This is a genomic window from Caldisphaera sp. (genome assembly GCF_023256325.1).
Lineage (GTDB): Archaea > Thermoproteota > Thermoprotei_A > Sulfolobales > Acidilobaceae > Caldisphaera.
In genome coordinates this window covers 1-3,438 of the sequence record NZ_JAGDXI010000042.1, presented here as the reverse complement: position 1 = coordinate 3,438, position 3,438 = coordinate 1, and the positions used below count along the sequence as shown (strand labels likewise).

General features: G+C 29.2%; 4 protein-coding genes. 1 reads left to right on the top strand and 3 read right to left on the bottom strand.

Annotation, left to right across the window (positions count from 1 at the left end; genetic code table 11):
• Window positions 1-206: 206 nt before the first annotated feature.
• Window positions 207-830 carry a hypothetical protein gene (locus tag Q0C16_RS05900; protein WP_292320394.1) on the bottom strand — a complete coding sequence of 208 codons (624 nt, stop codon included), beginning with the start codon at window positions 828-830 and terminating at the stop codon, window positions 207-209.
• Between the two features lie 60 nt (window positions 831-890).
• Here Q0C16_RS05900 and Q0C16_RS05895 point away from each other — a divergent pair, with 60 nt between their 5' ends.
• Window positions 891-1,481, top strand: coding sequence for a CBS domain-containing protein (locus Q0C16_RS05895; protein WP_292320392.1), 591 nt, complete (start codon window positions 891-893; stop codon window positions 1,479-1,481).
• Between the two features lie 10 nt (window positions 1,482-1,491).
• Here the strand turns inward: Q0C16_RS05895 and Q0C16_RS05890 are convergent, their stop codons facing one another.
• Together Q0C16_RS05890 and Q0C16_RS05885 are read right to left on the bottom strand one after the other, a co-directional pair.
• Window positions 1,492-2,301: a hypothetical protein gene (locus Q0C16_RS05890; protein ID WP_292320390.1), complete on the bottom strand. Its 810-nt coding sequence runs from the start codon at window positions 2,299-2,301 to the stop codon at window positions 1,492-1,494.
• A gap of 80 nt (window positions 2,302-2,381) precedes the next feature.
• Window positions 2,382-3,245, bottom strand: coding sequence for a hypothetical protein (locus Q0C16_RS05885; protein WP_292320388.1), 864 nt, complete (start codon window positions 3,243-3,245; stop codon window positions 2,382-2,384).
• Window positions 3,246-3,438: the final 193 nt, after the last annotated feature.

Sequence of the window (3,438 nt, the reverse complement as noted above, 5' to 3'; positions counted from 1 at the left end):
GTTCCTGCAGTCATTACTCTATTTATTGGATGAAATTTAACCATGTAATCACCATACTTTATAATAACAGATAATAGTTTAAAAAGTTTTTAAACGAAGTTATAATACTTAATTTTATAAATTCAAAAATCAGATAAAATAATATAAAATTTTTTGATATTGTTCAATTAAATCAAATTTAAATTTGATTTAAAAACAACCATTACCTACTTTCCACCATTTTTTATCCACCAGTTATGTAGGTCTTCTTCAATTTTTCTCCGCTTCTCGATAAGTCTCTGCTTTCTTCTCTTTTCTTCATTTCTAAATTTTTTCTCGAAGTATAATATCTTTTTCCTATCTTCTTTACTAAGATCTTTTAATTCTAAATCATAAATTCTATTCAAAAATTCATATGCCAGTAAACGGAAATTGTTGTGACTTAGCTCCTTTAGCATTTCATAGTACTCTTTGCTATAAATTCCATAAGCCGGATTGTGCGCAAGTCTATAAAAAGCATTTAATGATGGAGAATGTTTTTTATCTACCACAGATAAGGCATAGTCCTCTACTCTGAATAATTCGATTATATATTTGAGCTCATTCTTTTTGTTGAAATGCGCTTCTGATATTTTATTTTTAAGGAATTTGGTTTTTGGTTTATTATACTTCAAGAAGTCTTCTATATCCCACTGATTCAGCCCATATTTATCATATAAATAATCTTTGTCAAGTTCTGATTCATCTTCGTCAAGTTCTGATTCATCTTCGTCAAGTTCGTCATATTCCTCCAATGAATCGGGTGAATTTCCACCCTTCTTTACATTTTTAATTAATTTTTCCTTTTTCATTTTAACCACCTCCTTATTTTTGGCGGGTTTTTATCGCCACAGATATATTTATATACTTGATTGTATATCAACTTTATTGACAAAAGTTTCAATTTAGGAAATTACATGGTAATAATACCTGAATTAAAGAATATAATAGAAGAAATTCGTGTCGAAAGGAATAGAAACAATATAAAATCTTATGAACTTGCAAAAAGAAGCGGTATAAGTAAATCAACACTTTCAAAATTGGAAAATGGCAATCTTAATCCGAGCTATGATTTGATTTATAGGGTATTAAATGCATTGAACCAGGTAGTATCTGAGAGAGCTCCAGCGCTTAAAGTAAGCAGTAAAATGATAAGAAATCCAATATGTATTGGTCCAAATGATCCGGTATCAAAAGCCAAGGAGATCATGAAAAAGAGAGATTTCTCGCAGTTACCAATTATTGACAAGGATAATAAAATTGTCGGTATAATAACCGAAAAAAGTATATTGGATAATCCAAAAGCTGAATTTTGTAGTGAAGCAGCTGAGTTTAATTATACAATTGTAGAACCAGACACTGACTTAGAAAAGGCACATCAATTGATAAGGAATATACAAGTAATTCTTGTAGTTTCTAATGGGAAACTAGAAGGTTTATTAACAAAGAGTGATTTTTTGTAAAAAATTTAGTTCAAATATTGTATATTCTCTTCATATAGTAACCTGTAATAATCATTACACCAGATATAATACCGAGATATACTCCAAACCCAAGAATCGACAAGCTAATACTACTTGATGAAGTGAATCCTGATAAAAGTGATCCTGAGATTATATCAAGACCAATGATTAGAAAGACGCTATATAGAATGCTTGTTACGCCGGCAGTAAGCATTAATTTTTCAGATTTTCTATTTAATGAAAGCAAAATCACAGAAATTATATAAAATAAAAAGCTAAAAGTTAGAAACATTGCAAAGTAAAACAGAATTGGTGGTATTGTAATGGATTTAGAGTTGGTACTAATGGATGAGGATGTTGTAGTATTAATTATTGATCCGAGATTAGACGAATATCCAATAATACTCTGTAAAGAGAATGAATGGCCTATCAGCCCATTTATAACGAATTGATATAACTGATACAAATTGATTACAAAACCTGACCCTAAAATCGAGATTGAGACTACAGGCAACAATAAATTAATTAAAATTAGTATTAATGAAGAGATTAGTAAAAAATTTAATATTAGTGTAATTGCCGGTTTATTCGGCGATAGGTCATTTTCTTTTATAGAATCTTTATTTATAATTTTATTATCTTCAATAGGGATTTCATCTTTAAATTTTACTTCTTTTTCAGTGCTTTCATTTTTAGAATTTTTAGTCTGCTTTATATTCTTATAATCTATTAAAAATTTATATAGATTGTACCCAATTAATATCACTACCAGAACAATTATTAAATAAATTATATTTGGCACATAAGTAGGGATAGTCATATAATATAATTTAGCCTGCTCTTTTTATACATTTTTACTTATATGCCAGAAAAAAGAATCTTAATCTTCTTTTTCAAATTTTAACTATATGAAATAATAATTGATTTTGTTATTGTCAAATCTGGAGCGGCTGATAACGATGGGTTATACCAGACAAGGTAATAGATCCCCTTTCCTAAACTTACATTAAAATTGTCACTTGCTGAAGCACTCGAATAAGGATAACCTAATGCTGGGGCATTCTCTATAGCTTTAAGATCCGAATTCAAAAGTATTACAGTATTGACTGCATTAGCCGTAGGATAAAACACGGCGTAGTAGTTTCCGGGAGGAATATTTGCATTAATGCTGCCTGAGACAGTTGGACCTAAACTGTATACAGAATTTATAGTATTATTATACAGCAGATTCTGATATTGTTCTGGCGTCATTATATAAAAGTCTACATCTGCCGTTGACTGAAAATTACCCGAAATAGAAAAAGAATAATTGCCTTTTAATGTGAATGGTTCATCTTGTATATAATAACCATTAAATACAGTACCTGACGGAATTATAGTGTAGGGATTATAAAAATATTGCCATTGATCAAATTGGTTCTGTGTCATTATATAAAAATCCACTGGCGAAGAAGCTAGATAACCTCCAGAAATGTAACTAGGCCCCGTCGAATTAACAAAGTACGTCGTAAAAAACTGTTGATTTAAACCCTGTGTGGTACCATTTTTTACAATTACATTTTTTTGTTGATTTAAATAAGCTGATACTGAATTATTTAAGACATTAGAATTCACTTTGTTTAATAAATTATTCATAGAATTAAGTGAATTACTTATTGATGCAAATGAATTATTTATAGAGAATAGAAAAAATAAATTAGCCGCCGATAAGATTAAAATAACGACTAATAACGCTACTAATGTATAATTTTGTGTGCTTTTCATATTGTTTTTAATAGCTATATATATTTAAAGCTTTTCATATCATTTTTAATAACCTTATTCCTGTGCATAACTACTCTAAAAGTTGATAATCTCATCTAAGAATGCCCATAATTCTTGGCCTTAAATGCTCCGTAGAGTAGCTTCCGCAGTTAGATCGTAAGTTTCACAGGCTTTTAACTTATTCAAAAGTGAT